The sequence below is a fragment of the Salmonella sp. NW884 genome, assembly GCF_051700745.1.
Taxonomy (GTDB): Bacteria; Pseudomonadota; Gammaproteobacteria; order Enterobacterales; family Enterobacteriaceae; genus Salmonella; species Salmonella enterica.
On the sequence record NZ_JAMMDE010000008.1, the window covers coordinates 192,297 to 216,257 of the forward strand.

Here is a 23,961-nt window from a genome sequence, read left to right on the forward strand (position 1 = left end):
GTGACAAAATAGCGGTTTTATCAGATAACGCCTGAGCCAGCCTGTGGAGAGTCCGATGCAGGATCGCAATTTTGATGACATTGCTGAAAAGTTTTCCCGTAACATTTACGGCACGACCAAAGGACAACTGCGGCAAGCCATTCTGTGGCAAGACCTGGATCGCGTGCTGGAGGAGATTGGCGGGCGAAAACTGCGGGTACTGGATGCCGGCGGCGGCGAAGGGCAAACGGCGATTAAGATGGCGGAACGCGGCCATCAGGTGACGTTATGCGATCTGTCTGGTGAAATGATCGCCCGCGCGCGGCAGGCGGCCGAGGCAAAAGGTGTGAGCAAAGACATGCATTTTATACAATGCCCGGCTCAGGACGTCGCTTCGCATTTGGAAAGCCCGGTTGATCTGATATTGTTTCATGCTGTGCTGGAGTGGGTAGCCGATCCTGTCGGCGTATTAGAAACGCTCTGGTCAGTATTGCGCCCTGGCGGCGCGCTGTCGTTGATGTTCTATAACGCTAACGGTTTGCTGATGCACAATATGGTGGCGGGTAATTTTGACTACGTGCAGGCGGGGATGCCTAAACGCAAGAAGCGCACGCTGTCGCCTGACTACCCGCGCGACCCCGCGCAGGTGTACCAGTGGCTGGAGGCGATTGGCTGGCAGATTACCGGTAAAACCGGCGTGCGTGTGTTTCATGATTATCTGCGTGAAAAACACCAGCAGCGTGACTGTTATGAGACCCTGGTCGAACTGGAAACGCGTTATTGCCGCCAGGAGCCGTATATTAGCCTTGGGCGCTACATTCATGTCACCGCGATTAAAAGCCCGGCGCTAGCCGCAGATGCAAGGATAACCTATGAGTGAATTTTCCCAGACAGTCCCCGAACTGGTTGCCTGGGCCAGAAAAAACGACTTTTCCATCTCGCTGCCGGTAGACAGACTTTCCTTTCTGCTGGCGGTCGCCACGTTGAACGGCGAACGCCTTGACGGCGAGATGAGTGAAGGCGAGCTGGTGGATGCATTCCGCCATGTGAGTGATGCGTTTGAGCAAACCAGCGAAACCATCGGCGTGCGCGCGAACAACGCGATTAACGATATGGTGCGTCAACGTCTGCTGAACCGCTTTACCAGCGAGCAGGCTGAAGGCAATGCGATTTACCGATTAACCCCGCTCGGGATTGGCATCACCGATTACTACATTCGTCAACGCGAATTCTCTACGCTGCGTCTTTCTATGCAGTTGTCGATTGTGGCCGGCGAATTGAAGCGCGCGGCGGATGCGGCAGCGGAGGGTGGCGATGAGTTCCACTGGCATCGCAATGTTTACGCGCCATTGAAATATTCGGTGGCGGAGATTTTCGACAGTATCGATCTCACCCAGCGCATCATGGATGAACAGCAGCAGCAGGTGAAAGATGATATCGCACAACTGCTGAATAAAGACTGGCGGGCGGCGATTTCCAGCTGTGAACTGCTGCTTTCCGAAACGTCCGGTACGCTGCGCGAGTTGCAGGATACGTTGGAGGCGGCGGGCGATAAGCTGCAGGCTAACCTGCTGCGCATTCAGGATGCCACGATGACGCACGACGATCTGCATTTTGTCGACAGGCTGGTGTTTGACTTACAAAGTAAACTCGACCGCATTATCAGTTGGGGTCAGCAGTCTATTGATTTATGGATCGGTTACGATCGTCACGTGCATAAATTTATCCGTACCGCGATCGATATGGATAAAAACCGTGTCTTCGCCCAGCGGTTGCGCCAGTCCGTGCAGACTTATTTTGACGATCCGTGGGCGCTAACCTACGCGAATGCCGATCGTCTGCTGGATATGCGCGATGAAGAGATGGCGTTGCGTGACGATGAAGTCACCGGGGAGTTGCCGCCGGATCTGGAATATGAAGAGTTTAACGAGATCCGCGAGCAGTTAGCGGCCATCATTGAAGAACAGCTGGCTATCTACAAAACCAGACAAACGCCACTGGATCTTGGGCTGGTGGTGCGCGAGTATCTGGCGCAATACCCGCGCGCGCGTCATTTCGACGTGGCGCGTATTGTTATCGATCAAGCGGTACGTCTTGGCGTAGCGCAAGCAGATTTCACCGGACTGCCAGCCAAATGGCAGCCGATTAATGATTACGGAGCCAAGGTACAGGCGCATGTCATTGACAAATATTGAACAAGTGATGCCGGTTAAGCTGGCGCAGGCGCTGGCGAATCCGTTATTTCCGGCGCTGGATAGCGCATTACGTTCGGGCCGCCACATCGGGCTGGACGAACTGGATAATCATGCCTTTCTGATGGATTTTCAGGAATACCTGGAAGAGTTTTACGCGCGTTATAACGTGGAACTGATTCGCGCGCCGGAGGGGTTCTTCTACCTGCGTCCGCGTTCTACCACGCTTATCCCGCGCTCGGTGTTATCCGAACTGGATATGATGGTCGGTAAAATTCTCTGCTACCTCTATCTTAGCCCGGAGCGTCTGGCCAACGAAGGGATCTTTACTCAGCAGGAGTTGTACGACGAGCTGCTTACCCTTGCAGACGAAGCCAAACTGCTAAAGCTGGTGAATAACCGCTCGACGGGATCTGACGTTGATCGTCAGAAACTGCAGGAAAAGGTGCGTTCTTCTTTAAACCGCCTGCGTCGTTTGGGCATGGTATGGTTTATGGGCCACGACAGCAGCAAATTCCGCATTACGGAATCGGTCTTCCGCTTTGGCGCGGATGTCCGCGCCGGCGACGATCCTCGCGAGGCGCAGCGTCGTCTCATCCGCGACGGGGAAGCGATGCCCATTGAAAACCATCTGCAACTTAATGATGAGACCGAAGAGAGTCAGCCGGACAGTGGAGAGGAAGAATAATGATTGAACGCGGTAAATTTCGCTCGCTAACGCTGATTAACTGGAACGGTTTTTTTGCTCGCACTTTTGACCTGGATGAACTGGTCACGACGTTATCCGGGGGCAACGGCGCCGGGAAGTCCACGACGATGGCGGCGTTCGTCACGGCGCTGATCCCGGATCTTACATTACTGCACTTCCGTAACACCACGGAAGCCGGCGCCACCAGCGGTTCGCGCGATAAAGGTCTGCACGGTAAGCTGAAGGCGGGCGTTTGTTACTCCATGCTCGACACCATTAATTCCCGCCATCAGCGGGTGGTGGTCGGCGTGCGTCTGCAGCAGGTCGCTGGGCGCGATCGCAAAGTGGACATCAAACCGTTCGCTATTCAGGGGCTGCCGATGTCGGTACAGCCGACACAACTGGTGACGGAGACATTAAACGAACGTCAGGCGCGCGTACTGTCGCTTGCTGAGCTGAAAGACAAGCTTGACGAGATGGAAGGCGTGCAGTTTAAGCAGTTTAACTCCATCACCGATTATCATTCGCTGATGTTTGACTTAGGGATTATCGCCCGTCGTCTGCGCTCCGCTTCCGATCGTAGTAAATTCTATCGTTTGATAGAGGCCTCGCTGTACGGCGGGATCTCCAGCGCCATTACCCGATCGCTACGCGATTATTTATTGCCGGAAAACAGCGGCGTGCGCAAGGCATTCCAGGATATGGAAGCGGCGCTGCGCGAGAACCGACTCACGCTGGAAGCGATTCGTGTTACCCAATCCGATCGCGATCTGTTTAAGCATTTGATCAGCGAAGCCACCGATTATGTGGCGGCAGATTATATGCGCCACGCCAATGAGCGTCGGGTTCACCTTGATCAGGCGTTGGCGTTTCGACGCGAACTGTACACATCGCGCAAGCAGCTGGCGGCGGAGCAGTACAAGCACGTCGATATGGCCCGTGAGTTGGGCGAACATAACGGTGCCGAAGGTTCTCTTGAGGCGGATTACCAGGCGGCGAGCGATCACCTGAATCTGGTACAAACCGCGCTGCGCCAGCAGGAAAAAATTGAACGCTACGAAGCGGATCTTGAAGAGCTGCAGATTCGACTCGAAGAGCAAAACGAAGTGGTGGCGGAAGCCGCCGAAATGCAGGACGAAAATGAAGCGCGTGCCGAAGCCGCCGAGCTGGAAGTCGATGAACTCAAAAGCCAGCTTGCGGATTACCAGCAGGCGCTGGATGTACAGCAAACGCGCGCGATTCAGTATAACCAGGCGATATCAGCGCTCGCCCGCGCTAAAGAACTTTGCCATCTGCCGGATCTAACGCCGGAAAGCGCCGCCGAATGGCTGGATACTTTCCAGGCAAAAGAGCAGGAAGCTACGGAAAAACTGCTGTCGTTGGAACAAAAAATGAGCGTGGCGCAAACCGCGCACAGTCAGTTTGAGCAGGCTTATCAGCTGGTAGCGGCGATCAACGGCCCGCTGGCGCGTAGCGAAGCCTGGGACGTGGCGCGCGAGCTGTTACGGGACGGCGTGAACCAGCGTCATCTGGCGGAACAGGTACAGCCGTTGCGGATGCGCCTGAGCGAACTGGAACAGCGGCTGCGCGAGCAGCAAGAGGCGGAACGTCTGCTGGCGGAGTTCTGTAAGCGACAGGGCAAAAATTTTGATATTGACGAACTGGAAGCGCTGCATCAGGAGCTGGAAGCCCGCATCGCGTCCTTGTCTGAGAGCGTGTCGTCAGCCAGCGAACAGCGTATGGCCTTGCGTCAGGAGCAGGAGCAGCTGCAATCCCGTATCCAGCATCTGATGCAACGCGCTCCTGTCTGGCTGGCGGCGCAGAATAGCCTGAACCAGCTTAGCGAACAGTGCGGCGAGGAGTTTACGTCCAGCCAGGAAGTGACCGAATACCTGCAACAGCTACTGGAGCGTGAGCGCGAAGCCATTGTCGAACGCGACGAAGTGGGCGCGCGTAAAAATGCGGTTGATGAAGAGATCGAACGTTTAAGCCAGCCGGGCGGCGCGGAAGACCAGCGTTTGAATGCGCTGGCGGAGCGTTTTGGCGGGGTACTGCTGTCGGAAATCTACGATGATGTCAGCCTTGAAGATGCGCCGTACTTTTCCGCACTGTATGGCCCGTCGCGCCATGCGATCGTCGTACCGGATTTATCGCAAATAGCCGAACAGCTTGAAGGTCTGACCGACTGCCCGGAAGATCTGTACCTGATCGAAGGCGATCCGCAGTCTTTTGATGACAGCGTATTCAGCGTTGACGAGCTGGAAAAGGCGGTGGTCGTGAAAATTGCCGACCGTCAGTGGCGTTATTCGCGTTTCCCATCGCTGCCTATTTTTGGCCGCGCGGCGCGCGAGAACCGTATTGAGAGTCTCCATGCGGAACGGGAAGTGCTTTCCGAGCGCTTTGCCACGCTCTCGTTTGACGTGCAGAAAACCCAGCGTTTGCACCAGGCGTTCAGCCGTTTTATCGGCAGCCACCTTTCCGTTGCCTTTGAGGACGATCCGGAAGCGGAAATTCGCCGACTGAACGGGCGTCGCGTCGAGCTGGAACGCGCGTTGGCGACGCATGAAAGCGACAACCAGCAGCAGCGCCTTCAGTTTGAGCAGGCGAAAGAGGGCGTTTCCGCGCTTAACCGTTTGCTGCCGCGGCTGAATTTATTGGCCGATGAAACGCTGGCCGATCGGGTCAATGAAATTCAGGAACGGTTGGATGAGGCGCAGGAATCGGCGCGATTTGTGCAGCAATATGGCAACCAGTTAGCCAAACTGGAGCCGGTGGTTTCCGTTCTGCAAAGCGATCCGGAACAGTTTGAGCAGTTAAAAGAAGACTATGCATGGTCGCAGCAAATGCAGCGCGACGCGCGCCAGCAGGCTTTTGCTCTGGCTGAAGTTGTCGAACGTCGGGCGCATTTCAGCTATTCCGACTCGGCGGAAATGCTGAGCGGCAACAGCGATCTCAACGAAAAGCTGCGCCAGCGGCTGGAGCAGGCGGAAGCCGAGCGTACCCGCGCCCGCGAAGCGCTGCGCAGCCATGCCGCGCAGTTAAGTCAGTACAGCCAGGTTCTGGCCTCGCTAAAAAGCTCTTACGACACGAAAAAAGAGCTGCTTAACGATTTGCAGCGCGAATTACAGGATATTGGCGTTCGCGCCGACAGCGGGGCGGAAGAGCGTGCCCGCCAGCGTCGGGATGAACTGCACGCTCAGTTGAGCAATAACCGTTCGCGTCGCAATCAGCTTGAGAAAGCGCTCACCTTCTGCGAAGCGGAGATGGAGAACCTGACCCGCAAGCTGCGCAAGCTGGAGCGTGATTATCATGAAATGCGCGAGCAGGTCGTGACCGCGAAAGCCGGCTGGTGCGCGGTCATGCGGATGGTGAAAGACAATGGCGTGGAACGCCGTCTGCACCGTCGTGAACTGGCTTATCTGTCGGCGGATGAACTGCGCTCCATGTCGGATAAGGCGTTGGGCGCGCTGCGCCTGGCCGTCGCGGATAACGAACATTTGCGCGACGTATTGCGCCTGTCGGAAGATCCGAAACGCCCGGAACGTAAAATCCAGTTCTTTGTGGCCGTTTACCAGCATCTGCGCGAACGTATTCGTCAGGATATTATTCGTACCGACGATCCGGTTGAAGCCATTGAACAAATGGAGATTGAACTGAGCCGTCTGACGGAAGAGCTGACATCGCGTGAGCAAAAGCTGGCGATCAGTTCCCGCAGCGTGGCAAACATCATCCGCAAGACTATCCAGCGTGAGCAGAACCGTATCCGTATGCTGAACCAGGGGTTGCAAAGCGTCTCGTTTGGCCAGGTGAATAGCGTGCGGTTAAACGTCAACGTGCGTGAAACGCATGCCACCTTGCTGGATGTGCTTTCAGAACAGCAGGAGCAGCACCAGGATCTGTTTAACAGCAATCGTCTGACCTTCTCCGAAGCGCTGGCGAAACTGTACCAGCGTCTGAATCCTCAGATCGATATGGGGCAACGCACGCCGCAGACCATCGGCGAGGAGCTGCTGGACTACCGTAACTATCTGGAAATGGAAGTTGAAGTTAACCGTGGGTCCGACGGCTGGCTGCGTGCGGAATCCGGCGCGCTATCAACGGGGGAAGCTATCGGGACCGGGATGTCAATTCTGGTGATGGTGGTGCAAAGCTGGGAAGACGAAGCGCGCAGACTGCGCGGGAAAGATATTTCGCCATGTCGCCTGCTATTCCTCGATGAAGCGGCGCGTCTGGATGCGCGTTCTATCGCCACGCTGTTTGAACTATGCGAACGTTTGCAGATGCAGCTCATCATTGCCGCGCCGGAAAACATCAGTCCGGAGAAGGGCACGACGTATAAACTGGTGCGTAAAGTGTTTCAGAATACAGAGCATGTTCATGTTGTCGGGCTGCGTGGCTTTGCGCCGCAGCTTCCGGAAACGCTTCCCGGTACGCAGACGGAAGATACGCCTTCAGAAGCGAGTTAAACACGGCAGAAACGATGACGTGCCTGATGGCGCCTCGCTTATCAGGCAAGGCCGGATAAGTCGGTTACGCCGCCATCCGGCACAACAAGTTCTGTTTTATCATTAGCCTGGGGCGGCGAAAGCCGCCTTTTTCTTTATCTGAAAAATCTCTCCGGGTAGTGCATTTTCTTTAAACTTCTTTACATTAGGTTAGGCAAAAACGTAACGAACTTTATATACTGGAGTTAAGCCTGACGAGTGAGCAGGCTGACTCGTCATACTAAACAAAAGCATTGGTTGAGGTTGACCCGCGCTGCGGGCAGCACAGTCATGCGGAGTATGATAACGAAAACAGGGGGCAAGGGATGTTGCTTAATAAGATGTGTGGTCGTTGTCTGTCGGCAATCAGTTTATGCCTGGCCGTAACATTCGCTCCACTGTTCAATGCGCAGGCCGATGAGCCTGAAATGATACCTGGCGATAGCGCCGTTGCCGCGACGGGTCAGGCTGGGCCGCAGAAGCAATCCGCCGCGACGGCGATTCTGGCCGGGATTCAGCCGCTGCCGGAGGGCGTTTCAGCCGAGAAAGTTCGGGCTGATTTACAGTCGCAGCTTCCTTCCGGCTATACGCCGGTCTATATGAGCCAGCTGACATTGCTGTATGCCGCGCGCGACATGAAGCCCATGTGGGATAATCGCGATGCGGTGAAAGCCTTTCAGCAACAGTTGGCGGAGGTGGCGATTGCCGGATTCCAGCCGCAGTTTACCGCCTGGGTGGCATTGTTGACCGATCCCGCCGTAAACGGTATGGCGCGCGATGTTGTGTTGTCAGACGCCATGATGGGCTATCTCCATTTCATTGCGAATATCCCCGTCAAAGGCCAGCGCTGGTTATATAGCAACAAACCTTACGCATTGGCGACGCCGCCAGTCTCGGTGATTAACCAGTGGCAAATCGCGCTGGAAGAGGGGCAGTTGCCGATGTTTGTCGCCAGCCTGGCGCCGCAGCATCCACAGTATGCGCCCATGCATGACGCGTTGCTGAAGCTGGTGGCGGACTCTCGCCCGTGGCCGCAGTTGGCCAATACCGCGACGCTGCGCCCGGGGCAATGGAGTAACGATGTGCCTGCGCTGCGCGAAATATTACAGCGTACGGGGATGCTGGATGGCGGTCCAAAGATAGCCTTACCCGGCGATAACACCTCTGATAGTGCCGTCGTCAGCCCCTCCGCCGCGGTAGTCGAAACATCGGTGGCGCAGCCGGTCGACGAACCAACGGCCCGTCGTAGTAAGCCGGCTCCGGCGGTACGTGCCGCCTACGATAATGAACTGGTCGAGGCGGTAAAGCGTTTTCAGGCATGGCAAGGGCTGGGGGCGGATGGCGTCATTGGCCCGGCGACGCGTAACTGGCTTAATATGACCCCCGCGCAACGCGCAGGCGTACTGGCACTGAATATCCAACGTTTACGCCTGCTGCCGGCGGAACTCTCTACCGGTATTATGGTAAACATTCCCGCTTATTCGCTGGTCTACTATCAGAATGGCAACCAGGTGCTGGCTTCGAGGGTGATCGTCGGGCGTCCCGATCGTAAAACGCCGATGATGAGCAGCGCGCTGAATAATGTGGTGGTGAACCCGCCGTGGAACGTTCCGCCCACGCTTGCGCGTAAAGACATTTTACCGAAGGTGTGGAATGACCCAGGCTATCTGGAGCGCCATGGCTACACCGTGATGCGCGGCTGGAACAGCAAAGAAGCGATCGATCCGTGGCAGGTTGACTGGACCACCATTACGCCATCGAATCTTCCGTTCCGTTTCCAGCAGGCGCCAGGCGCGCACAATTCGCTGGGGCGTTATAAATTTAATATGCCGAGCTCAGATGCGATCTATCTGCACGATACGCCTAACCATACTCTCTTTCAGCGTGACGCCAGGGCGTTAAGTTCCGGCTGCGTGCGGGTCAATAAGGCCTCTGAACTGGCGAATATGCTCTTGCAGGATGCTGGCTGGAACGATGCGCGGATCTCAGGCGCCCTGAAGCAAGGCGACACGCGGTATGTCAATATCCGGCAGAACATTCCAGTAAATCTTTACTATCTGACCGCGTTTGTCGGCGCAGATGGACGTATGCAATATCGTACAGATATTTACAATTACGATCTCACAGCGCGATCCAGCGCACAAATTGTGCCAAAGGTTGAACAATTAATCAGGTAAATGAAGAAGTTCTGGTAAATATGTTGTCCTAATGTTTGGCTTCAACGGGGCGTTTCGCTGTAGACCCCCGTTGTGGCTGGGGGAGGGCCATCTTGACGCGGGCTTTATCGGCAGTTAAGGTGCCTTTCGTGCGCCAGAAGTGCATATACAACAACCTTTAAGTCGACCGGGCCGTTCAGAAGTCTGTGCCAGCCGGTATCATGTCTGCTTAAAGGTAGAAGTGTATTAACGATAACATTGACCTGTAGACCTGATTATCATGGACAAATTTGACGCTAATCGCCGCAAGCTGCTGGCGCTTGGTGGTGTCGCTCTCGGCGCCGCCATCCTGCCCGCGCCAGCGTTTGCCACACTCTCGACCCCACGCCCGCGCATTTTGACGTTAAACAATCTCCATACCGGAGAGTCAATCAAGGCGGAGTTTTTCGATGGAAGAGCCTACATTCAGGATGAATTAGCAAAGTTAAACCATTTTTTCCGTGACTATCGCGCGAATAAAGTCCGATCAATCGATCCCCGCCTGTTTGACCAACTTTACCGACTTCAGGGGCTGTTAGGGACGCGTAAACCTGTGCAGCTCATCTCAGGCTACCGTTCTCTTGATACCAATAATGAATTACGCGCCCGTAGCAGCGGCGTAGCGAAAAAAAGCTACCATACAAAAGGGCAGGCGATGGATTTTCATATTGAAGGCGTGGCGCTGAGCAATATTCGCAAAGCGGCGTTATCTATGCGCGCAGGTGGTGTAGGATATTACCCACGTAGTAACTTTGTGCATATTGATACCGGGCCGGCGCGGCACTGGTAATCAGCGAGGCTTAATCAAAGGAGCAGTATGAACTATCGTATTATTCCGGTCACCGCGTTCTCCCAGAACTGTTCATTAATCTGGTGCGAACAAACCCGGCTGGCGGCGCTGGTCGATCCGGGCGGCGACGCGGAAAAAATTAAACAGGAAGTGGACGCCAGCGGCGTGACGTTGATGCAAATTTTACTCACGCATGGGCATCTCGATCACGTCGGCGCGGCGAGTGAACTGGCGCAGCATTATGGCGTTCCTGTTATCGGTCCGGAAAAAGAAGATGAGTTCTGGCTGCAAGGGCTGCCGGCGCAAAGCCGCATGTTTGGTCTGGATGAGTGTCAGCCGTTGACGCCTGATCGCTGGTTGAACGACGGCGATCGCGTCAGCGTGGGGAATGTGACGTTACAGGTGCTACATTGTCCGGGACACACGCCGGGACACGTGGTTTTCTTTGATGAACAGTCGCAACTGCTGATCTCCGGCGATGTGATTTTCAAAGGTGGCGTCGGGCGCAGCGATTTTCCTCGCGGCGATCACACCCAGTTGATTGACGCCATTAAGCGTAAATTATTGCCGCTTGGCGATGATGTGACCTTTATTCCTGGCCACGGCCCGCTCTCTACGCTCGGATACGAGCGTCTGCATAATCCCTTCCTGCAAGATGAGATGCCGGTCTGGTAAGCAGAATGAAAAAGCCTGCACATTGCAGGCTTTTTTATCGGTCACGCCAGTCGGCAGCTTTTTACAGTACCGCGACAATGGCTTCGCACAGCGGCGCCATATTATCCGGGGTCATGCCCGCCACGTTTACGCGACCAGAAGCCACGGCATAAACGCCAAACTCTTCACGCAGACGCAGCACCTGATCTTTGGTCAGACCGCTGAATGAGAACATCCCATTCTGCTTGATAATAAAGCTGAAGTCACGGTTCGCGCCTTTTTCCTGCAAGGTATTCACGAACAGTTGACGCATACGCTGAATACGCTGGCGCATGTCCGTCAGTTCCTGTTCCCAGATAGCGCGCAGGGCGTCATTACTCAGGATAGTCGCGACGATGGACGCGCCGTGCGCTGGTGGGTTGGAGTAGTTAGCGCGAATGGCGGATTTCATCTGGCTAAAAGCGCGATCCACGGTTTCCGCATCGGCGGCAACGAGGGTGCAGGCGCCGACGCGCTCATTATATAAGCCGAAGTTTTTGGAGTAGGAGCTGGCGACAATGAGCTCTTTATGCAGCGCGGCAAAGGCGCGCAGACCTTCCGCATCTTCTTCCAGGCCGCGGGCAAAGCCCTGGTAGGCGAAATCGAATAGCGGCAGCCACCCTTTTTCAACGGAAAGCTCAGCCAGAACCTGCCACTGTTCCAGAGTAGGGTCAATGCCGGTTGGGTTATGACAGCAACCGTGGAACAGAACCACATCGCCGGCCTGTGCTTCGCTCAGGCTGGCTTGTAGCGCTTCAAAATCCAGCGTGTGATTTTCCGCATCGTAGTAAGCGTACTCCCGAACTTCCAGGCCGGCAGCGTTAAACACGCTTTTGTGGTTCGGCCAGCTGGGGTTGCTCACCCACACCCGTTTTACCGGAGTATTTTTTGCCAAAAAGTCGGCGGCAATGCGTAACGCGCCGGTACCGCCCGGCGTTTGCGCCGTGCGTGCGCGCTTATCGTTAATCAGCGCGCTGCCTTTGCCGAACAGCAGTTCCTGAGTGCAGCGAGCAAATTCCGGAATCCCGTCAATGCCGAGATAGTTTTTCGTCGTTTCATTTTCCAGTAAATACTGCTCGGCTTTTTTAACGCTGGTGAGCACCGGTGTTTTGCCGGTTTCATCTTTATATACGCCAATGCCAAGGTTAATTTTCCCTGGACGGTCATCGGCGCGAAACAGATCGGCCAGGCCCAAAATCGGGTCGGCAGGAGCGGCGGTTATGTTCTCAAACATGACGAGGTTCCATTATAGTTACAGAAGGGAAATCCGCTATCAGGTTAACGGCAGATTTACAAAATGCCAACCGTTAGCGCTAAAAAGCCCGCCTGTTTTTGAAAGACGCACATTTTCTCTAAGAGAGATAAAAAAACAGGACCGAAGTCCTGTTTTTGAGGCATAAAACAAAGGGGTCTGCTGATCAGAACTGGTAAGTAATACCGACAGCCGCCTGATCGTCGGTGCCAACGTAGCTGGAGCTGTAGTCGTTTTCGTCCAGCAGGTTGAAACGGTAGTCAACCCATACGTTCATGTTTTTGTTGAAGTAGTAAGTCGCGCCCGCCTGAATATATTTCGCCAGATCGGCCGAGCCGTCGGCGCCGTTCAACTGCTTACCTTTACTCTGCACATACGAGATTGCCGGACGCAGGCCGAAGTCAAACTGGTACTGAGCGACCACTTCCAGGTTCTGCGTTTTGTTTGCCATTTCCACGGTATCGGTAACCGTATTTTCAACAATGCTCATATTGCGGGTTTCAGCATATACGGCAGCCAGGTAGACGTTGTTTGCATCATATTTCGCGCCAACGGCCCACGATTCTGCGCGATCGCCATTACCATCGCGATCCTGCTGATCGTTAGTACGCTTGCTGTTGCTGTACGCTGCGGTGACGCCAAAGCCGTCGAACTCATATGCCATGGTGTAACCTACTCCATCGCCATTCTGAGAGTTAATGCTGTGGTTGTCCTGATTTTTACCCTGATACTGGATACCGAAAGAGAGACCGTCCACCAGACCAAAGAAGTCAGAGTTACGGTAGGTCAACAAACCGCCAGCACGGCTGGTCATGTAGTTATCAGTATAGGCGCCGCCCCAAGTTTCGCCGGAGAAGTAGGGGGCCATATCGGTATAGGATTCAACATCGTAAACGATACCGTAGTTACGACCATAATCGATTGAACCCACTTCCGCGTATTTCAAACCCGCGAAAGCCAGACGGACCAGATTCGAGTTCTGCTGCTCGCCTTCAGCGCGGTCTGCTTTAGTACGGTATTCCCACTGACCGAAACCGGTCAGATCGGTGTTAATCTGCGTTTCCCCTTTAAAACCAATCTGGGCATAAGTCTGGTCGGCATTTTTGCTATCGCCGGTCGTTGTCCATACGTGACGACCCACGGCTTTACCGTACAGATCCAGCTTATTACCATCTTTATTATAAATTTCTGCTGCGTTTGCGGTTGCAGCAGCCAGCAGGGCAGGGATCACCGCTGCCAGGATTTTGCGCTTCATCATTATTTATTACCCTCATTGGTTTTTTTATATGACACCTGCCACTGCCGTCAATAAATTCCGTCAATAAAACTTTACAGAAATATTGATGAGAGTTTGGTGTCTTTATGTGTCTGACAGGCATCTTTCCATTCAAACTAACGTTTCGCTACCGTGAAAGTGCTACAAAGATAAAGATTTAGTTTCAAAAGGAAAAAATATGTAAACAAATGTTATTTTTACGGAACTTTGTGAACAACGTCAAACTTCCCCTGAGTTCTCGCTTTGATTTGATCGTTTTTATTTTATTACTTTGATTTTATTGCGTTTATTGGTTTGCAACACCGTTGTGCCTGAAAAAACAGCAGGCGAGCTATTTCATAAAAATAGCCATTTGGAAGTCTTGATGTCTGAAATGGTGGTTAAAAATTGTTCTATTAGAACAGAAAAATCTAATCCGCAATAAAATTAAGGATTAATTTTTATGTGTAAATATTTTCGTGAAATATACAGTAACAAGATGTGGTAATTCAGAGGGTTGTAATTAAATTTATTTACTTATTGAGAATAAAACTGACATTCAGGCGAAAAAAAGGCCAGCATAGCTGGCCTTGAGTGTGACGTAAAAATCAGAAGCTGGCGTTGCGTGGGGTCCGTGGGAACGGAATAACATCGCGCACGTTTTGCACACCTGTGACGTAAGCGATAAGGCGTTCAAAGCCCAGACCAAAGCCGGAATGCGGTACAGTACCGTAGCGACGCAAGTCGCGATACCACCAGTAATCCTCTTTATTCAGCCCCATTTCGGCCATACGGGCATCCAGCACATCCAGACGCTCTTCACGCTGGGAACCACCGATGATTTCGCCGATTCCCGGCGCCAGCACATCCATGGCCGCCACGGTTTTGCCATCTTCGTTAAGGCGCATGTAAAACGCTTTAATTTCTTTCGGATAGTTTTTCACCACTACCGGCGCTTTGAAATGCTCTTCCGCCAGATAACGTTCGTGTTCGGAAGAGAGGTCGACGCCCCAGAACACCGGGTTTTCAAATGTCTTACCACAGCGTTCCAGAATGGCGACCGCATCGGTGTAATCCACCTGAGCGAAGTCGGTAGAGACAAAACGCTCCAGACGAGCGATAGCGTCTTTATCCACGCGTTCGGCAAAGAACTTCATGTCATCCGCACGCTCTTCCAGAACCGCGTTGAAGACATATTTCAGCATGGCTTCCGCCAGACGGGCGTTGTCTTCCAGATCGGCGAATGCCACTTCCGGCTCCAGCATCCAGAACTCCGCCAGGTGGCGGCTGGTGTTGGAATTTTCCGCGCGGAAGGTCGGCCCAAAAGTATAGATTTTGGACAGCGCGCAGGCATAGGTTTCACCGTTGAGCTGGCCGGAGACGGTCAGGAATGATTCTTTGCCAAAAAAGTCTTTGTCAAAATCTACCCTGCCCTGGTCGTTACGCGGCAGGTTTTCCAGATCCAACGTTGAGACGCGGAACATTTCGCCAGCGCCTTCGGTATCGGAAGCGGTAATCAGCGGGGTAGAGACCCAAAAGAAACCCTGCTCATCGAAGAAGCGATGCAGCGCCTGCGCCAGAGTATGGCGGACGCGCGCTACCGCGCCAATCAGGTTGGTGCGCGGGCGCAGATGCGCGACTTCACGCAGATACTCAATGCTATGGCGTTTTGCCGCCATCGGGTAGGTATCCGGATCTTCCACCCAGCCTGCGACTTCTACTTTCGTGGCCTGGATTTCGAAACTTTGCCCCTGTCCCGGCGACGCGACAACCTTACCTGTTACTACCACGGAGCAGCCTGTCGTCAGGTGTAATACTTCTTCATTATAATTGGGCAGAGAATTATTAATGACAGCCTGTACAGGATCAAAGCAGGAGCCGTCATAAACGGCGAGGAAGGAGATGCCAGCTTTTGAATCTCGGCGGGTACGCACCCATCCGCGCACGGTGACTTCTTGGTCAACGGCTACGCGGCCCTGGAGTACGTCGGCTACAGGCACAACGCTCATAATATTCTCTCTAGTTAATAGTCGGAAAAAATAAACACTTGTCCACCCGAAATGGGGGTATTCCTATGTTACCTGGCATCTGCAATCAGACAAGCAGAAATCGCAGCTGAAGTGAAAGATTTCGGAAATAAACCTGAAAAAGGAGCCCCGGCAGGCTCCCTGGGAAGAATTAACTGGCTTTGCGGATCTGCGGGAGATCAAAGGCTTTACGCAGCGCGCGCACAAACGCTTTATCATGACAGATCGTTTTACCGGGGCTGTCGGAAAGTTTAGCCACCGGCTTTCCGTTACATTCCACAAGCTTAATCACGATATTGAGCGGTTTTACCTGAGGGATATCGCAGGTCAGGCGGGTACCGATGCCGAAGCTTAACTGCACGCGAGAGGCGAAATGGCGATAGAGCTCGACCGCCTTTGGCAGATCAAGGTTATCTGAAAAGACCAGCGTTTTTGTCAGCGGATCAATCCCCAGCTTTTCATAATGGGCAATCGCCTTTTCGCCCCATGCGACAGGGTCTCCTGAGTCGTGGCGTAACCCCTGATAACGGCTGGCGAATTCAATGCCGAAATCGCGTAAAAACGCATCCATTGTAATGCAATCTGTCAATGCGATACCAAGCTGGTCCGGATATTCGTTAAGCCAGGCGGCCAACGCGGCACGCTGACTGGTCGCCAGGTCCGGACTGATTTGTTGATGCGCCTGGAACCATTCGTGCGCCTGAGTGCCCATCGGCGTCAGCGCCAGGCGACGCGCGAGATCATAGTTGCTGGTGCCGACGAACCATGACTCCTGCTGGAGACGTTTAACTATCGCCTGCTGCACTTCACGAGAGAAACGGCGGCGGGTGCCGAAGTCCATCAGGTGGAAGCGGGACATATCGAGATTGGCGGTTAACGCAGTGAAATCAACCAGCTTACTTTCCAGCGCGTCGAGCGCCTGATCAACACCCGCGTTTGGCGAGCGGTAGTGATGAACCAGCTCACTGATCACGGCCAGCAGCGGCACTTCCCACATAATGACTTCACGCCACGGGCCGGTTAAGCGAATATTCAGCTTGCCGTTATCGTTGGTGACACAGACTTGAGCTGGGTTATAGCGAAACTCGCGTAACCAGTTCAGATAATCCGGTTTAAAAAAGGGCAGGCCGGAGAGCCACTGGAACTCGTCCTCCTGGAGGCGCAGGTGCTGCATCGCGTCCACCTGCTCGCGAATAGCATCGGCATAAATACCCAGCAGGTCGTCGCCACGGCAACGAAACTCAGCCGCTACCTGCACATCATAGTAGTGGTGAAAAACGGCTTGCTGCATATGCAACTTATAAGCATCTGTATCCAGCAACGAGTGCAGAACAGGAGAAGCGAATTGTGTCATAGGTGCGCTGTTGCGTCCTCTCACGGGAGCGTTTAGTACAATAAACAACTAAGAAAACCGCTGGAGTATACCTTGTTTAGCGATTTATTGAACCCCGATCACACCATAAGCTGTCTTTAGGGTCGAGCGCATTTCGTGCCCCATGTTATAAAAATGTAGCGATGCGACTGCTAACCCCTTGAATTTAAGGATTTCTACTGCGCTGCTACCATGCTTTGGGGCAGTGATGGGGCATAGCGGGAAAGTGCCTGGTTGAGCAGAGAAACCTGTTCTGCGCTCTTCTCTGACATCCACTTTCCATACACCTTGTAAACCATCTGTGCATCGGTATGCCCCATCTGCGTTGCTATAAAGTTTGGGTTAGCACCAGCTGATAATGACCAGCATGCATAGGTATGTCGTGACTGATACGCGTTACGGTAACGAATGCCGGCACGCTTGATTATCGGGGCCCAAATTTTATTAATGGAATTAACCGCGTAGTGATATCCTGTGCGAGGTCCACGTTTGACGCATTGAGGGCTGAATACGAACGTGCAGGGCTGAATGACAGATTGTCCATATTCCCGCAACTTCACTTCAACCTCAAACTGCCGGCCAAGGCGTGTCAACTGGGCCTGATTCCTCAGGGCATCAATAGCTGGTTGAATGAGATATATCACCCTGTCAGTACCTGCGTCGGTTTTTGGCAGGGTGAACTCATCCGTCTGGGTAAGGTTGCGCTTCACAATGATCGTCCCGGCATGCAGATCGATATCTTCCCAGGCCAGACCGCACAACTCCCCATGCCTCATTCCGGTATAGACTGCCAGTGACCAGAGATTTCTCATCTGCTGGTGTCCGCATGCCTGGATAAACCTGATGAACTCGTCTGTCGTGAGTGGATCTGGTTCCCCTTTCGCTTTCTTGAGACGGTTAATTCCGCTAAACGGGTTTTCCTTTGCATAGCCGTTATCTGTTCCAAACTGGAAGATCTCGGCCATCAGCATCATGTAATTATTCACTGTGGACGATTTCCGGCCTTTAACCTGAGTCCGGTGATCCTTCTTCATTACCTGAAAGCCCGTCAGCAACTCCTTCCTGACATACAGCAAATCCTCAGTAGTCACCGCAGAAACCATTTTGTTTTCGCCGATGAGTGGAAGCATGTTTTTTATGATAGATTCGTACCTACTCATGGTATTAGAGCTGATCTCCATTCTCTTCAGCTCGGACCATCTTTCGGTAAGCTCCAGCACAGTAATTTCCTTTCTATCCTGACCGAATCGGGCAAGGTTCGGTGAGTTTGGGAATTTTTCCACATAGTTAAAATTCCCCATCCTTATCGCAAAACAAACCGAAGAACGCAGTTCGCCAGCTATCTTGCGATTTTTTGCAGTGTCAGGGATACCAAGGTTTTCCCTGACACGTTTACCTTTATACAGAAACCAGATGCGGAGCGAACCGCCGTGGTTTTCGACGCCTGTCGGGTATGATGCATTAGCCATTAATCCCTCCTGACGTCCAGGAGCATTGACGAGTGTACTGCTTTTCATGTTGTCTTCGCACCTGGTTGATTTTTTTTCTGCGCCTCGATCCACTGATCAACGGCTTCTCTGTTGTATATGCATTCGCTCGAAGGCTTCGGATTTCCGTCTGGTGAAATGTGCAGGTACTCGCGGCCCAGCATCCAGGATTCTTTTCTGGCGCGGGTAATGGTTCCGGGCTTAAGCCCGGTAACCGCAATCAGGACTTTTTCGCTAACCCACTTGTTTGGCGTCAGTTGGATAATGTTGCTCATCGTTTTCTCCAGTGGCCCCGCAGCGGGCCATCGCTAATATTCAGTTTGCCTGTGCTGGCAGATTTCTAAGTTTCCGGACGCCGATCATTGCGGTGGCTACGTAGCTGGTGGCCCGGTTAACTACTTCGACAGGAACCTTTACGCCATCCACTACAACGGTGTAATTGGTAACGTGCTTTTGTCTGCCGTAATCGCCGAACTTCTCATGATGCGCCGCCAGTGCAACATCACATGCGCGACGACCGACTGGTGATTGCTTGCTTCTGTTAATAAGTTTCATCATCACTAAATCCCCAGTGAGGCGACGATATCGTTCGCTGTTTCTCGGGTACTGCCTTTACTCGATATTGATCTGCGGGCATTGACCCGGTGCAAAGTGAAGCCGTGCCGCTCGTAAAGTTCAATAACGCGTGGTGCGGTAGAATTACTGATAAACACTTTTGCGCCGCGCTGATGGGCTGCCACGCAGCTTTCAGCAAGTGCTACCTGGCTATCCCATGAGAACCCGCCGGAGGCGTAGCTAGTGAAGCCAGCGGTGCCGGGCATTGGCTCGTATGGCGGATCGCAGTAAACGACATCACCATCACCCGCCAGCCTGAGAGTACGTTCGAAACCTGCATTCATAAATACGCACGCGCTGGACTTCTTCCTGAATGCCATGAGCTCTTTTTCCGGGAAGTATGGGGCTTTATATTTTCCCCATCCAACATTGAAAAAACCATCAAGGTTGTAACGCATCAGACCGTTAAAGCAGTGCCTGTTGAGGTAAAGGAATGCGGCCGCTCGCTCTGTCGCATTCAGTTGCCAGGCGTTGAATGCTTCACGAATTACTGTGTAGTTTTCGGCATCATTCAGATGCCTGAAAGCCTTCATTGCCTCTGCGATTACCGAATCAGGCACTACGGCCAGCATCTGGTACAGATTGATCAGGTCAGCATTAATGTCAGCCAGCAGGAAGTATTCGTGTTTATCTGAGTTGAGAAACACCGATCCGCCGCCCACAAATGGTTCTATCAGTCGTTTACCTGCTGGTATCAGGCGGTCCAGTTCCGGCAGCAGCGAATATTTACCGCCTGCCCATTTCAGGAACGGGCGGCGCCAGGTGCGCGGAACACTTTTTTCAACTGGTAGTACTGCCGTTGTTGCGTGCGTCATCGCCACTGCTCCCCGAACGTGAAGCCAATCTCCTTTAGCGCTTCGTCCATCTTTTCGATAAATTCCGGTACCATTTCGTTGAAGAGGGACATGTATTTGTCGTCGCGCTCAACAACCACGTGGTGAATGCCTTCTCGCTTCATGCGCGGGTCATAATTCGCGAAATACCAGGCATCTCTCCCGGTTACCCACATGCTGAATTGCACCTGGGCCATATAGGCGGATTTGATAGCCTCGAAGCCGCCAAGCCTGAATTTCATAAAGTCGCGAGAGGTGAAAGGGCACTTCAACTCAAGACCGCGGCCATCACTGCACAGGCCGTCAGGAGAACAGGCGGTACGCATGCCCTCGTCACGGAAAAGGATCGGCGATCCGGTGACCTTCACGTCAGTGGTGAACTCAAACAGGGTGCGAGCATCGTCCTCATACTGTTTCCCCCAGGCCAGCGCCCTGGCGTTAACTTCCGGCGCCACGCCGGTGCAAACTTCAGCAAGAAGGGTGAGAAAGTAGGACATCTTCATATCCGTCCATTTCTTGCCTGAACGTGGTTTTGAAATGACGTTGTGAACTTCGGAAGCAGTGATGACACCGAGGCGTAGACGGTGCCACGCTTCATCACCTTGCTCGATGTTGCTAACGTCAATACCTGTACGAGCCAGGATAATTTCTGGTGTCATGCTTCCACCTTCTGTTCTGCTGCTTTCTGCTTCAGGAATCCGAGGGCTTTCACTGCTTCGATTTGCGTAAGATCTGACGATGCACCAATATCGCGACGGAAGATTTGGGAGCAGAGCGGCAGCAGATCGTCATCCCATGTTTTATTCAGGGTGATCAGCAGATCATTAATTTCCTGCATGGTTTCATCACTAACCGGAGTGATGTCGCGTTCCGGCTGGCGATCTGCGGTATACGTGGTATTTTCGACAATGCGTTCGGCCTCATCCTTGTCGTAGATGCCAGCGAAACCGAAGGCAAGACGGGCGCATTGGATCATTGCTTTGTGTCGCAACATCCGTTTGGGATGTGACTGCCACGGTCCAGTAATCTCACGACCATCACGGGTTTTGAATGGTTCCCGGCGACATTCATCCATCCATTCGGTAACGCAGATCGGATGGTTACGGTCCTTACGGTAAATCCTGCATGTACATGATTCGTTATCCTGCTCAAAATCCATGCCGTCAAACTGCTGGTTTTCGTTGATAATACGGGACCAGCCATCAACACCCACCACAGGGACGATCCCGTTCTGCTTATCAGGAAAGGCGTATATTTCTTTCGTCCACGGATTAAGACCGTACTGGTTGGCGACTATCAGTAGCGCAATAAACTGCGCATCACTGGCATCACCTTTAAACGCTGTCTGGCGCAATGTGGTGATCAGTTCCTGCGGATCTACAGAATCCATTCCTACACGTTCAGCCAGTTTTCCTGCCAGTGTTGCGAGTGCTGTGCTCATTTGTCTTATTCCTCCGATTCAATATCAATTTGATGCCGGGAAAACACCTCAACCATGTACCGCACAAACTCCGACGCGCGCTCCTGGAATTCGACATCGTCATCAAATGCCAGGCTGATCGCTTTTTTGTTGGCGCCGTGACGCGGTAGCTCGTCCATACACAGCGACTCCAGCATGTGAAGCGACAGTCCTTTCTCCAGGTCGTCAGCCAGCTCGGATTCTTTCTCTTCTCTGTCGATTTGCTGGTAATGCCGGGTCCAGTTCTGAGCCTCGATCCGGTCATAAGTGAGATATGCGTTCATGGCTGAACTCCTGAATTTTGTGTGTAACAATCCTGTCGCTTTAATAGCCGACCATTCGGTTAAATTCGGTTTTGCTGGTGGTGTCAGCCCTGCGATTCGCCGCAGAACGGGCAGAAATTCATTTTTGCGTTAGTTTCCAGGCGATTAAGGTTTTTAGCCATTTCGCCGTTTTTCTTTTTGGCCCGGTATGCCAGTTTGTATTTCAGCATTACAAACAGCTTGCCTTCGGAAAGAGAAAGAACCTGATTATCCCAACCGGTATCAAAAGTGCTTTCGCTTACTTCTGCACCTTCCGGAACCTTTTCTTTCAGTCGTGCTTCGATCTGAGCACCGACCTCATTAATGCAGTTGCACATCCCTTACCCCTCAAAATTTCGCCTCATAACCTGCTGGTGTTTCGTCAGCATGTATGATGCCTTCGACTGGATAGCAGTTAGTGACGCCCATTTGCTCACTCGCTGCCGCTTCACATTGCTGCTGGTTGTCGAAAATACCGACAACAGCATCCTGGTAATCACCGTTCGTCATGGTGATGGTCAGCACTAATGCGTACAGTGCTCCCATCAGTGAGTCCCCGCAGGCACTAGATTTGGTTCAATAGTGCGTGAGGCATAAGGGCGGCGAATGTTGCGCAGGTTGCCCTGTGGTTCGTGCCAGTAGGTGCCATCTCGGTAGTCGAATGAAACCTGCCATGCTGCGCCGGTACGGATGTTTCGCATTGGGACGGCGCGCCCGCTGTTAGGTACTGAGCTGGTGGCTTTCATGACAGCGCCTCCACGAATTCTGCGAAGCTGAGTGCCTCCTCACCATCGGCGAGGCCTTCAAAGTATTCTTCGTATGCTTTTTCCATCTCACCCTCTTTGCCTTATCGCCGGCCAGCGGAACGTTTTAAACCTGACAACGATGCGCCTGTTGTCGATGGCTTAAAGTTACAACCAATTATTTCAATGGTCAAGCGAATTGAAACTAACTTTAGTAATTGAGGGCGTAAAAAAACGCCGGCAATGCCAGCGTTGGAAAGGGGAGAGGGGTTAGCGGTTTAGGTTTTTTATCAGATCACCAACATCATCTTTCAGCTCTTCCAGTTCTTTCAATACGCCCTTTGCATGAATGATAAGGCGTAATTTTTCAGCTTCGGGGAGCTGATTAAAGATAGCAAGAAGGGCCTCTTCGGTAACATCTAGTTTTTTGGGAATACCAAGCTGAGCCATCACCTCAGGATCATCAGTGTCTGGCTGCATGAAGTACCAGTGTTCGGGCTTTCCAGTTACTTCGGCGAGGGACTTGAGCTTCAGACCGCGCGGTATAGAAATTCCTTTCGCCCACTTCTGTGCCGCCTGCGGCGTAACACCAACGCGACGGGCTAAATCGGAAAGATTCCAACCATGCTCCGTAAGAGCCTGGTTGAACCTGTATGCGAAAACTTTATTGGTTTCGGTATTCATACTTTCCATTTTACAACCCTATGTTTCAGAAGTAACTGAAACAAATTGGAGTAATTTATTTGAAACGTTCAGTTTCAATGTGTATGCTTGTTCACAACCTAAGGAGGAGTCATGAACGAGCAACTCAAGAAAAAAGTGAAATCAATCACTACTCAAACTGCCCTTGGTGAGGCTATGGGCCTTTCATCTCAGGCGGTTAGTCGATGGATGAATTCTGGGAAAGTCCCAACGTCACGAGTTCGTGCGCTTTGTCAGTTCCTGAATTGGCAAATTACACCTCATGAAATTGATCCAGAAGCATATCCAAACCCTACAGACGGGCTGCCAAAACAGGAGTCCTGACCATGCATGCCATTTCATATCAACAAAATACCGGAATAACTCCGGTGGCGATGATAAATCGCAATCAGCCAAGCGCGGCAGATAAGCACGAACAGATCCGCGATGCCGTTCGTGCCTGGGCCGCATCACTGGATAACCAGGATGTCGTTGCCGGAATCATCGTTGAGGAATGGGAGCGACAGGGCGGCGCCGGGCTGGATTTTCCTGAAGACCTGAGCCGTAAGCGTCAGAAGCTATTCCGTTGGCTCGATGGTGATACGGAGTATGCCCGCAAAAACATCAGCCAGCTGTCACCCGCGATCCTCGCCGTTCTTCCGCTTGAGTTCCGTGGCCGCTTGGTATCCCAAGACTGCTTTATGACGCGTTATGCAGCGATGGAGAAGGAGATCGGCGAAGCGAAACGCGCGGTAATTCTGAGGGCGCCACAGCATCAACTGGTTAAAGAGGTGAGAGAGGGCATTGAACACCTGCTGGCGCTTCTGCCAGGGGAGGCTGTTGTTCAGGTTCTGAGTGGTCTCGCGGTCATGGGCCCAGGAGTCATGTGAGGTGCACAGTGAATCATGTCGAAT

General features: G+C 52.8%; 24 protein-coding genes. 9 read left to right on the plus strand and 15 right to left on the minus strand.

What is annotated here, in order from left to right:
- Positions 1 to 55: 55 nt before the first annotated feature.
- The 7 genes from cmoM to NA197_RS17690 all read left to right on the plus strand — a co-directional run bounded on the left by cmoM (position 56) and on the right by NA197_RS17690 (position 11,003).
- Positions 56 to 859, plus strand: a complete 804-nt coding sequence (gene cmoM / locus NA197_RS17660; RefSeq protein ID WP_001154025.1) for a tRNA uridine 5-oxyacetic acid(34) methyltransferase CmoM — start codon at positions 56 to 58, stop codon at positions 857 to 859.
- Positions 852 to 2,174, plus strand: a complete 1,323-nt coding sequence (mukF, locus tag NA197_RS17665) for a chromosome partition protein MukF (protein ID WP_001288828.1) — start codon at positions 852 to 854, stop codon at positions 2,172 to 2,174. The genes cmoM and mukF overlap by 8 nt, the downstream gene beginning before the upstream one ends.
- Positions 2,155 to 2,859, plus strand: a complete 705-nt coding sequence (gene mukE / locus NA197_RS17670) for a chromosome partition protein MukE (protein WP_000060025.1) — start codon at positions 2,155 to 2,157, stop codon at positions 2,857 to 2,859. The genes mukF and mukE overlap by 20 nt, the downstream gene beginning before the upstream one ends.
- Positions 2,859 to 7,325 carry a chromosome partition protein MukB gene (gene mukB, locus NA197_RS17675; protein ID WP_064043566.1) on the plus strand — a complete coding sequence of 1,489 codons (4,467 nt, stop codon included), beginning with the start codon at positions 2,859 to 2,861 and terminating at the stop codon, positions 7,323 to 7,325. Before mukE ends, mukB begins: the two co-directional genes overlap by 1 nt.
- 344 nt (positions 7,326 to 7,669) lie before the next feature.
- On the plus strand, positions 7,670 to 9,520 hold the full coding sequence (gene ldtD / locus NA197_RS17680) for a L,D-transpeptidase (protein WP_058116410.1): 1,851 nt from the start codon (positions 7,670 to 7,672) through the stop codon (positions 9,518 to 9,520).
- A 259-nt stretch (positions 9,521 to 9,779) separates the two neighbouring features.
- On the plus strand, positions 9,780 to 10,328 hold the full coding sequence (locus tag NA197_RS17685; RefSeq protein WP_000357052.1) for a YcbK family protein: 549 nt from the start codon (positions 9,780 to 9,782) through the stop codon (positions 10,326 to 10,328).
- Positions 10,329 to 10,355: 27 nt separating this feature from the next.
- Positions 10,356 to 11,003 carry an MBL fold metallo-hydrolase gene (locus NA197_RS17690; protein ID WP_001109471.1) on the plus strand — a complete coding sequence of 216 codons (648 nt, stop codon included), beginning with the start codon at positions 10,356 to 10,358 and terminating at the stop codon, positions 11,001 to 11,003.
- A gap of 61 nt (positions 11,004 to 11,064) precedes the next feature.
- On the opposite strand, the gene aspC is transcribed toward NA197_RS17690, so the two are convergent.
- From aspC to NA197_RS17765, 15 genes are all read right to left on the minus strand, one after another.
- Positions 11,065 to 12,255, minus strand: a complete 1,191-nt coding sequence (gene aspC / locus NA197_RS17695) for an aspartate transaminase (protein WP_000462653.1) — start codon at positions 12,253 to 12,255, stop codon at positions 11,065 to 11,067.
- Positions 12,256 to 12,439: 184 nt separating this feature from the next.
- A complete protein-coding gene (ompF, locus tag NA197_RS17700; RefSeq protein ID WP_000977709.1) occupies positions 12,440 to 13,531 on the minus strand; it encodes a porin OmpF in 1,092 nt (363 codons plus the stop codon).
- A 605-nt stretch (positions 13,532 to 14,136) separates the two neighbouring features.
- Complete coding sequence (gene asnS / locus NA197_RS17705; protein ID WP_000117870.1) at positions 14,137 to 15,537, minus strand: asparagine--tRNA ligase; 1,401 nt, start codon at positions 15,535 to 15,537, stop codon at positions 14,137 to 14,139.
- A 169-nt stretch (positions 15,538 to 15,706) separates the two neighbouring features.
- The gene (pncB, locus tag NA197_RS17710; protein ID WP_064043567.1) at positions 15,707 to 16,909 is read right to left on the minus strand and encodes a nicotinate phosphoribosyltransferase; all 1,203 of its coding nucleotides are present in this window, start codon (positions 16,907 to 16,909) and stop codon (positions 15,707 to 15,709) included.
- A gap of 194 nt (positions 16,910 to 17,103) precedes the next feature.
- Positions 17,104 to 18,396 carry a FimB-specific integrase Int gene (gene int, locus NA197_RS17715; RefSeq protein WP_001262307.1) on the minus strand — a complete coding sequence of 431 codons (1,293 nt, stop codon included), beginning with the start codon at positions 18,394 to 18,396 and terminating at the stop codon, positions 17,104 to 17,106.
- A 44-nt stretch (positions 18,397 to 18,440) separates the two neighbouring features.
- Positions 18,441 to 18,689: an excisionase Xis gene (gene xis / locus NA197_RS17720; RefSeq protein WP_000065276.1), complete on the minus strand. Its 249-nt coding sequence runs from the start codon at positions 18,687 to 18,689 to the stop codon at positions 18,441 to 18,443.
- A 40-nt stretch (positions 18,690 to 18,729) separates the two neighbouring features.
- On the minus strand, positions 18,730 to 18,969 hold the full coding sequence (locus NA197_RS17725; RefSeq protein ID WP_052938283.1) for a DUF4060 family protein: 240 nt from the start codon (positions 18,967 to 18,969) through the stop codon (positions 18,730 to 18,732).
- 5 nt (positions 18,970 to 18,974) lie between these two features.
- Complete coding sequence (locus tag NA197_RS17730; RefSeq protein WP_063328668.1) at positions 18,975 to 19,844, minus strand: DNA adenine methylase; 870 nt, start codon at positions 19,842 to 19,844, stop codon at positions 18,975 to 18,977.
- Positions 19,841 to 20,521 (minus strand): lambda exonuclease family protein, encoded by a 681-nt coding sequence (locus NA197_RS17735; protein WP_058799601.1) that lies wholly within the window; start codon positions 20,519 to 20,521, stop codon positions 19,841 to 19,843. Before NA197_RS17735 ends, NA197_RS17730 begins: the two co-directional genes overlap by 4 nt.
- Positions 20,518 to 21,303, minus strand: a complete 786-nt coding sequence (bet, locus tag NA197_RS17740) for a phage recombination protein Bet (protein WP_001652508.1) — start codon at positions 21,301 to 21,303, stop codon at positions 20,518 to 20,520. The genes NA197_RS17735 and bet overlap by 4 nt, the downstream gene beginning before the upstream one ends.
- Positions 21,304 to 21,308: 5 nt before the next feature.
- Entirely contained in the window at positions 21,309 to 21,605 is a 297-nt protein-coding gene (locus NA197_RS17745; RefSeq protein ID WP_023137792.1) for a host-nuclease inhibitor Gam family protein, read from the minus strand.
- A gap of 83 nt (positions 21,606 to 21,688) precedes the next feature.
- Positions 21,689 to 21,961 carry a hypothetical protein gene (locus NA197_RS17750; RefSeq protein ID WP_000335970.1) on the minus strand — a complete coding sequence of 91 codons (273 nt, stop codon included), beginning with the start codon at positions 21,959 to 21,961 and terminating at the stop codon, positions 21,689 to 21,691.
- Positions 21,962 to 21,971: 10 nt separating this feature from the next.
- Positions 21,972 to 22,169, minus strand: a complete 198-nt coding sequence (locus NA197_RS17755; protein ID WP_023136566.1) for a DUF1482 family protein — start codon at positions 22,167 to 22,169, stop codon at positions 21,972 to 21,974.
- Positions 22,169 to 22,369, minus strand: a complete 201-nt coding sequence (locus NA197_RS17760; RefSeq protein ID WP_000648615.1) for a hypothetical protein — start codon at positions 22,367 to 22,369, stop codon at positions 22,169 to 22,171. Before NA197_RS17760 ends, NA197_RS17755 begins: the two co-directional genes overlap by 1 nt.
- A 267-nt stretch (positions 22,370 to 22,636) precedes the next feature.
- Positions 22,637 to 23,050 (minus strand): transcriptional regulator, encoded by a 414-nt coding sequence (locus NA197_RS17765; RefSeq protein ID WP_047736768.1) that lies wholly within the window; start codon positions 23,048 to 23,050, stop codon positions 22,637 to 22,639.
- A 111-nt stretch (positions 23,051 to 23,161) separates the two neighbouring features.
- Here NA197_RS17765 and NA197_RS17770 point away from each other — a divergent pair, with 111 nt between their 5' ends.
- Both NA197_RS17770 and NA197_RS17775 read left to right on the plus strand, forming a co-directional pair.
- A complete protein-coding gene (locus NA197_RS17770) occupies positions 23,162 to 23,392 on the plus strand; it encodes a transcriptional regulator (protein WP_047736767.1) in 231 nt (76 codons plus the stop codon).
- A gap of 2 nt (positions 23,393 to 23,394) precedes the next feature.
- Positions 23,395 to 23,937, plus strand: coding sequence for a toxin YdaT domain-containing protein (locus tag NA197_RS17775; protein WP_057060580.1), 543 nt, complete (start codon positions 23,395 to 23,397; stop codon positions 23,935 to 23,937).
- Positions 23,938 to 23,961 lie beyond the last annotated feature (24 nt).

What these genes read in the sequence shown, in the direction of transcription:
- cmoM (WP_001154025.1), top strand. Translation starts at nt 56, where the DNA reads ATGCAGGATCGCAATTTTGATGACATTGCTGAAAAGTTTTCCCGTAAC.
- mukF (WP_001288828.1), top strand. Translation starts at nt 852, where the DNA reads ATGAGTGAATTTTCCCAGACAGTCCCCGAACTGGTTGCCTGGGCCAGA.
- mukE (WP_000060025.1), top strand. Translation starts at nt 2,155, where the DNA reads ATGTCATTGACAAATATTGAACAAGTGATGCCGGTTAAGCTGGCGCAG.
- mukB (WP_064043566.1), top strand. Translation starts at nt 2,859, where the DNA reads ATGATTGAACGCGGTAAATTTCGCTCGCTAACGCTGATTAACTGGAAC.
- ldtD (WP_058116410.1), top strand. Translation starts at nt 7,670, where the DNA reads ATGTTGCTTAATAAGATGTGTGGTCGTTGTCTGTCGGCAATCAGTTTA.
- NA197_RS17685 (WP_000357052.1), top strand. Translation starts at nt 9,780, where the DNA reads ATGGACAAATTTGACGCTAATCGCCGCAAGCTGCTGGCGCTTGGTGGT.
- NA197_RS17690 (WP_001109471.1), top strand. Translation starts at nt 10,356, where the DNA reads ATGAACTATCGTATTATTCCGGTCACCGCGTTCTCCCAGAACTGTTCA.
- aspC (WP_000462653.1), bottom strand. Translation starts at nt 12,255, where the DNA reads ATGTTTGAGAACATAACCGCCGCTCCTGCCGACCCGATTTTGGGCCTG.
- ompF (WP_000977709.1), bottom strand. Translation starts at nt 13,531, where the DNA reads ATGATGAAGCGCAAAATCCTGGCAGCGGTGATCCCTGCCCTGCTGGCT.
- asnS (WP_000117870.1), bottom strand. Translation starts at nt 15,537, where the DNA reads ATGAGCGTTGTGCCTGTAGCCGACGTACTCCAGGGCCGCGTAGCCGTT.
- pncB (WP_064043567.1), bottom strand. Translation starts at nt 16,909, where the DNA reads ATGACACAATTCGCTTCTCCTGTTCTGCACTCGTTGCTGGATACAGAT.
- int (WP_001262307.1), bottom strand. Translation starts at nt 18,396, where the DNA reads ATGGCTAATGCATCATACCCGACAGGCGTCGAAAACCACGGCGGTTCG.
- xis (WP_000065276.1), bottom strand. Translation starts at nt 18,689, where the DNA reads ATGAGCAACATTATCCAACTGACGCCAAACAAGTGGGTTAGCGAAAAA.
- NA197_RS17725 (WP_052938283.1), bottom strand. Translation starts at nt 18,969, where the DNA reads ATGAAACTTATTAACAGAAGCAAGCAATCACCAGTCGGTCGTCGCGCA.
- NA197_RS17730 (WP_063328668.1), bottom strand. Translation starts at nt 19,844, where the DNA reads ATGACGCACGCAACAACGGCAGTACTACCAGTTGAAAAAAGTGTTCCG.
- NA197_RS17735 (WP_058799601.1), bottom strand. Translation starts at nt 20,521, where the DNA reads ATGACACCAGAAATTATCCTGGCTCGTACAGGTATTGACGTTAGCAAC.
- bet (WP_001652508.1), bottom strand. Translation starts at nt 21,303, where the DNA reads ATGAGCACAGCACTCGCAACACTGGCAGGAAAACTGGCTGAACGTGTA.
- NA197_RS17745 (WP_023137792.1), bottom strand. Translation starts at nt 21,605, where the DNA reads ATGAACGCATATCTCACTTATGACCGGATCGAGGCTCAGAACTGGACC.
- NA197_RS17750 (WP_000335970.1), bottom strand. Translation starts at nt 21,961, where the DNA reads ATGTGCAACTGCATTAATGAGGTCGGTGCTCAGATCGAAGCACGACTG.
- NA197_RS17755 (WP_023136566.1), bottom strand. Translation starts at nt 22,169, where the DNA reads ATGGGAGCACTGTACGCATTAGTGCTGACCATCACCATGACGAACGGT.
- NA197_RS17760 (WP_000648615.1), bottom strand. Translation starts at nt 22,369, where the DNA reads ATGAAAGCCACCAGCTCAGTACCTAACAGCGGGCGCGCCGTCCCAATG.
- NA197_RS17765 (WP_047736768.1), bottom strand. Translation starts at nt 23,050, where the DNA reads ATGAATACCGAAACCAATAAAGTTTTCGCATACAGGTTCAACCAGGCT.
- NA197_RS17770 (WP_047736767.1), top strand. Translation starts at nt 23,162, where the DNA reads ATGAACGAGCAACTCAAGAAAAAAGTGAAATCAATCACTACTCAAACT.
- NA197_RS17775 (WP_057060580.1), top strand. Translation starts at nt 23,395, where the DNA reads ATGCATGCCATTTCATATCAACAAAATACCGGAATAACTCCGGTGGCG.